The sequence below is a fragment of the Actinopolymorpha sp. B9G3 genome, assembly GCF_040120725.1.
Lineage (GTDB): Bacteria > Actinomycetota > Actinomycetes > Propionibacteriales > Actinopolymorphaceae > Thermasporomyces.
Genome location: NZ_JBEEAB010000055.1, coordinates 1 through 5464 on the forward strand (window position 1 = coordinate 1; position 5464 = coordinate 5464).

The 5464-nt window shown below is 57.2% G+C and carries 3 rRNA genes; all 3 read right to left on the minus strand.

Annotated elements, in window-relative coordinates:
* Positions 1-65: 65 nt before the first annotated feature.
* A 5S ribosomal RNA gene (rrf, locus tag ABNF93_RS34400) occupies positions 66-182 on the minus strand.
* Between the two features lie 197 nt (positions 183-379).
* A 23S ribosomal RNA gene (locus ABNF93_RS34405) occupies positions 380-3509 on the minus strand.
* A 376-nt stretch (positions 3510-3885) separates the two neighbouring features.
* Positions 3886-5405: ribosomal RNA gene (locus ABNF93_RS34410) — 16S ribosomal RNA — on the minus strand.
* The 16S, 23S and 5S rRNA genes sit together here, the layout of an rRNA operon.
* Between the last annotated feature and the right edge of the window lie 59 nt (positions 5406-5464).

The following is a 5464-nucleotide window of genomic DNA, read 5'->3' on the forward strand; positions in this document are numbered from 1 at the left end:
CCGTACATACCTCGGGACGCAAGAAGAGGGCCGCCCTGGTGGGTGGCCCTCTTCTTGTGTGTGGTGTCCGGCGGTGTCCTACTCTCCCACAGGGTGGCCCCTGCAGTACCATCGGCGCTGGAGGGCTTAACTTCCGGGTTCGGTATGGGACCGGGTGTTTCCCCTTCGCTGTGACCGCCGTAACGCTGTGAAACAGTCAACCACTGTACTGTTGTTGTCGCCCCGTGCCGCCGCTTGCTTTTCCCCCTCTTTGTGCTGCCACATCCAGCCCGGTGTTTCTTTCCCGGGTGGGTGTGGCGGGGGTTGCGGTGTGGGCGGGGGGTGGTGGTTTGTTGTTTCAGAACCGCATAGTGGACGCATAGCACGCTTGTGTTTGGTGTGTGGCAAGCCCTCGGCCTATTAGTACCAGTCAGCTACACGAGTCTTTAGGTCCTCGCTTCCACCTCTGGCCTATCAACCCAGTCGTCTTCTGGGGGCCTTACCCGGTCGAGCCGGTGGGAGACCTTATCTTGAAGCGTGCTTCCCGCTTAGATGCCTTCAGCGGTTATCACTTCCGAACGTAGCCAACCAGCAGTGCACCTGGCGGTACAACTGGCACACCAGAGGTCCGTCCGTCCCGATCCTCTCGTACTAGGGACAGCCCTTCTCAAGTCTCCTACGCGCGCAGCGGATAGGGACCGAACTGTCTCACGACGTTCTAAACCCAGCTCGCGTACCGCTTTAATGGGCGAACAGCCCAACCCTTGGGACCTGCTCCGGCCCCAGGATGCGACGAGCCGACATCGAGGTGCCAAACCATGCCGTCGATATGGACTCTTGGGCAAGATCAGCCTGTTATCCCCGGGGTACCTTTTATCCGATGAGTCACGGCGCTTCCACATGCCACCGCAAGATCACTAGTCCCAGCTTTCGCTCCTGCTCGACCCGTCAGTCTCACAGTCAAGCTCCCTTGTGCACTTACACTCAACACCTGATTGCCAACCAGGCTGAGGGAACCTTTGGGCGCCTCCGTTACCTTTTAGGAGGCAACCGCCCCAGTTAAACTACCCACCAGGCACTGTCCCTGATCCGGATAACGGACCGAGGTTAGACAGCCAGTACGACCAGAGTGGTATTTCAACGTTGACTCCACCCTAACTGGCGTCAGGGTTTCACAGTCTCCCACCTATCCTACACAAGCCGAACCGACCACCAATACCAAGCTGTAGTAAAGGTCCCGGGGTCTTTCCGTCCTGCTGCGCGTAACGAGCATCTTTACTCGTAATGCAATTTCGCCGGGTCCGTGGTTGAGACAGCGCCCAAGTCGTTACGCCATTCGTGCAGGTCGGAACTTACCCGACAAGGAATTTCGCTACCTTAGGATGGTTATAGTTACCACCGCCGTTTACTGGCGCTTAAATTCTCCGCTTCACCCCCGAAAGGGTTAACGGGTCCTCTTAACGTTCCAGCACCGGGCAGGCGTCAGTCCGTATACATCGTCTTACAACTTCGCACGGACCTGTGTTTTTAGTAAACAGTCGCTTGGGCCTGGTCTCTGCGACCTCCACCGCTTCCCACAGCACGTGTGGTAACGGTTTCGGTCCCCCTTCTCCCGAAGTTACGGGGGCATTTTGCCGAGTTCCTTAACCACGGTTCACCCGATCGCCTCGGTATTCTCTACCTGACCACCTGTGTCGGTTTAGGGTACGGGCGGTTCTGTCACTCACTAGAGGTTTTTCTCGACAGCATGGGATCACTCACTTCGCCTCAATCGGCTCGGCATCAGATCTCAGACATACACAGGACGGATTTACCTACCCTGAGTCCTACATCCTTGCCCGCGGATCAGCCTTTCGGCCTACCATCGCCGCGTAGAGCTACCCTCCTGCGTCACCCCATCGCTTGCCTACTACCGGATCGGGCCACACACACCCCCACACACACCCCGAAAGGCGCGCACAGGTTCGTCTGCTTAGCATCACCGGACTCAGCATGGGCGCAACAAAACCGGTACGGGAATATCAACCCGTTGTCCATCGACTACGCCTGTCGGCCTCGCCTTAGGACCCGACTTACCCAGGGCGGATTAGCCTGGCCCTGGAACCCTTAGTCATTCGGCGGAGGGGTTTCTCACCCCTCTTTCGCTACTCATGCCTGCATTCTCACTCGTGCAGCATCCACGACTCGGTCACCCGGCCGCTTCCCACGCCACACGACGCTCCCCTACCCATCCACACACCCAAACCAACACACCCAAAGGCGCGCGGCTAGGCACATGCGTGAATGTCACAGCTTCGGCGGTCCGCTTGAGCCCCGCTACATTGTCGGCGCAGAATCACTTGACCAGTGAGCTATTACGCACTCTTTCAAGGATGGCTGCTTCTAAGCCAACCTCCTGGTTGTCTCTGCGACTCCACATCCTTTTCCACTTAGCGAACGCTTAGGGGCCTTAGCTGATGATCTGGGCTGTTTCCCTCTCGACCACGAACCTTATCGCCCGCAGTCTCACTGCCACGCTTCAACCTACTGGCATTCGGAGTTTGGCTGATTTCGGTAAGCTTGTCGGCCCCCTAGACCATCCAGTGCTCTACCTCCAGTAGGAAACACGCAACGCTGCACCTAAATGCATTTCGGGGAGAACCAGCTATCACGGAGTTTGATTGGCCTTTCACCCCTACCCACAGATCATCCCCCGGCTTTTCAACGCCGGTGGGTTCGGGCCTCCACGCAGTCTTACCCACGCTTCACCCTGCCCATGGGTAGATCACCCCGCTTCGGGTCTAGAGCACGCGACTCAACGCCCTATTCAGACTCGCTTTCGCTACGGCTACCCCACAACGGGTTAACCTCGCCACGCACCACTAACTCGCAGGCTCATTCTTCAAAAGGCACGCCATCACCCGAAGGCTCTGACGGATTGTAGGCACCCGGTTTCAGGAACTATTTCACTCCCCTCCCGGGGTACTTTTCACCTTTCCCTCACGGTACTAGTGCACTATCGGTCACCAGAAAGTATTTAGGCTTAGCGGGTGGTCCCGCCAGATTCACACAGGATTTCAGGGGTCCCGTGCTACTTGGGAAACATTCAAGGAAGCCGTCACATTACACCTACAGGGGTATCACCTACTACGCCAGGCCATTCCAGACCCTTCAGCTTCCGCAACGGTTTATCACTTCCCGCCAGGTCAGCAGCCCCAGCAAAAACGCTCCCACAACCCCGCGCAGGCAACACCTGCCAGCTCTCACACCTACACGGTTTAGCCTCATCCGCTTTCGCTCGCCACTACTCACGGAATCACAATTGTTTTCTCTTCCTACGGGTACTGAGATGTTTCACTTCCCCGCGTTCCCTCCAACACCCTATGAATTCAGATGCTGGCGACTGGGCATAACCCCAGCCAGGTTTCCCCATTCGGAAACCCCCGGATCAAAGCTCGGTTGCCAACTCCCCAGGGATTATCGCAGGCTCCAACGTCCTTCATCGGCTTCTGGTACCAAGGCATCCACCGAGTGCCCTAAAAAACTTGCCAAACAACACCAACACAAAAACCCTCAAAAACACAACCCAACAAAATCAAGCCATGTCCTCAAGAATAAAGATGCTCGCGTCCACTATGCAGTTCTCAAACAACAAACACACCAGAAAAACCAGACACCAACCCCACAAAGAAGCCAGCCACCTGATCTCTCAGGACCCAACAGCGCACCACAACACCCCACCAACCAGCCCCCACCCCTTCCACACCCACCACCACCACAGCAGCAGCAGCAGGCAGTACCAGAACAGAAACCAACCAGCAAAGGCGCCAAACAGTCGACGTTCCACTAACAAGCAGCAGACCAACCGCCCACAACAGACCCAGAACAACTCCAGACCCACCAGACGACGACCCACCTGCTCCTTAGAAAGGAGGTGATCCAGCCGCACCTTCCGGTACGGCTACCTTGTTACGACTTAGTCCTAATCGCCAGCCCCACCTTCGACCACTCCCTCCCACAAGGGGTTAGGACATGGGCTTCGGGTATTGCCGACTTTCATGACTTGACGGGCGGTGTGTACAAGGCCCGGGAACGTATTCACCGCGGCGTTGCTGATCCGCGATTACTAGCGACTCCAACTTCACGGGGTCGAGTTGCAGACCCCGATCCGAACTGAGGCCGGCTTTTTGGGATTCGCTCCACCTCACGGTCTCGCAACCCTTTGTACCGACCATTGTAGCATGTTTGCAGCCCTGGATATAAGGGGCATGATGACTTGACCTCATCCCCACCTTCCTCCGAGTTGACCCCGGCAGTCTCCTATGAGTTCCCGGCATAACCCGCTGGCAACATAGGACGAGGGTTGCGCTCGTTGCGGGACTTAACCCAACATCTCACGACACGAGCTGACGACAGCCATGCACCACCTGTGCAGGACCCTTACGGACCCCGTATCTCTACGAGATTTCCCTGCATGTCAAACCCAGGTAAGGTTCTTCGCGTCGCCTCGAATTAAGCAACATGCTCCGCCGCTTGTGCGGGCCCCCGTCAATTCCTTTGAGTTTTAGCCTTGCGGCCGTACTCCCCAGGCGGGGCGCTTAATGCGTTAGCTGCGGCACGGAGGACGTGGAAAGTCCCCCACACCTAGCGCCCAACGTTTACGGCGTGGACTACCAGGGTATCTAATCCTGTTCGCTCCCCACGCTTTCGCTCCTCAGCGTCAGGTAAGGCCCAGAGAGCCGCCTTCGCCACCGGTGTTCCATCCGATATCTGCGCATTCCACCGCTACACCGGATATTCCACTCTCCCCTGCCTACCTCTAGCCTGCCCGTATCGAAAGCAGTCCCACAGTTAAGCCGTGGGATTTCACTCTCGACGCAACAAACCGCCTACGAGCCCTTTACGCCCAATAATTCCGGACAACGCTCGCGCCCTACGTGTTACCGCGGCTGCTGGCACGTAGTTGGCCGGCGCTTCTTCTGCACCTACCGTCACTCCCGCTTCGTCGGTGCTGAAAGAGGTTTACAACCCGAAGGCCGTCATCCCTCACGCGGCGTTGCTGCATCAGGCTTCCGCCCATTGTGCAATATTCCCCACTGCTGCCTCCCGTAGGAGTCTGGGCCGTGTCTCAGTCCCAGTGTGGCCGGTCGCCCTCTCAGGCCGGCTACCCGTAAAAGCCTTGGTAGGCCATCACCCCACCAACAAGCTGATAGGCCGCGAGCCCATCCCTGGCCGAAAAACTTTCCACACCCACCCATGCGGACAGATATGAACATCCAGTATTAGACCCAGTTTCCCAGGCTTATCCCAGAGCCAAAGGCAGGTTACTCACGTGTTACTCACCCGTTCGCCGCTCGAGTACCCCCGAAAGGGCCTTTCCGCTCGACTTGCATGTGTTAAGCACGCCGCCAGCGTTCGTCCTGAGCCAGGATCAAACTCTCCGTCGAAAACCAACAGAAAGCCCAAAACAGGCCCCAAAAAAACACAAACCCACAACACACAAAAA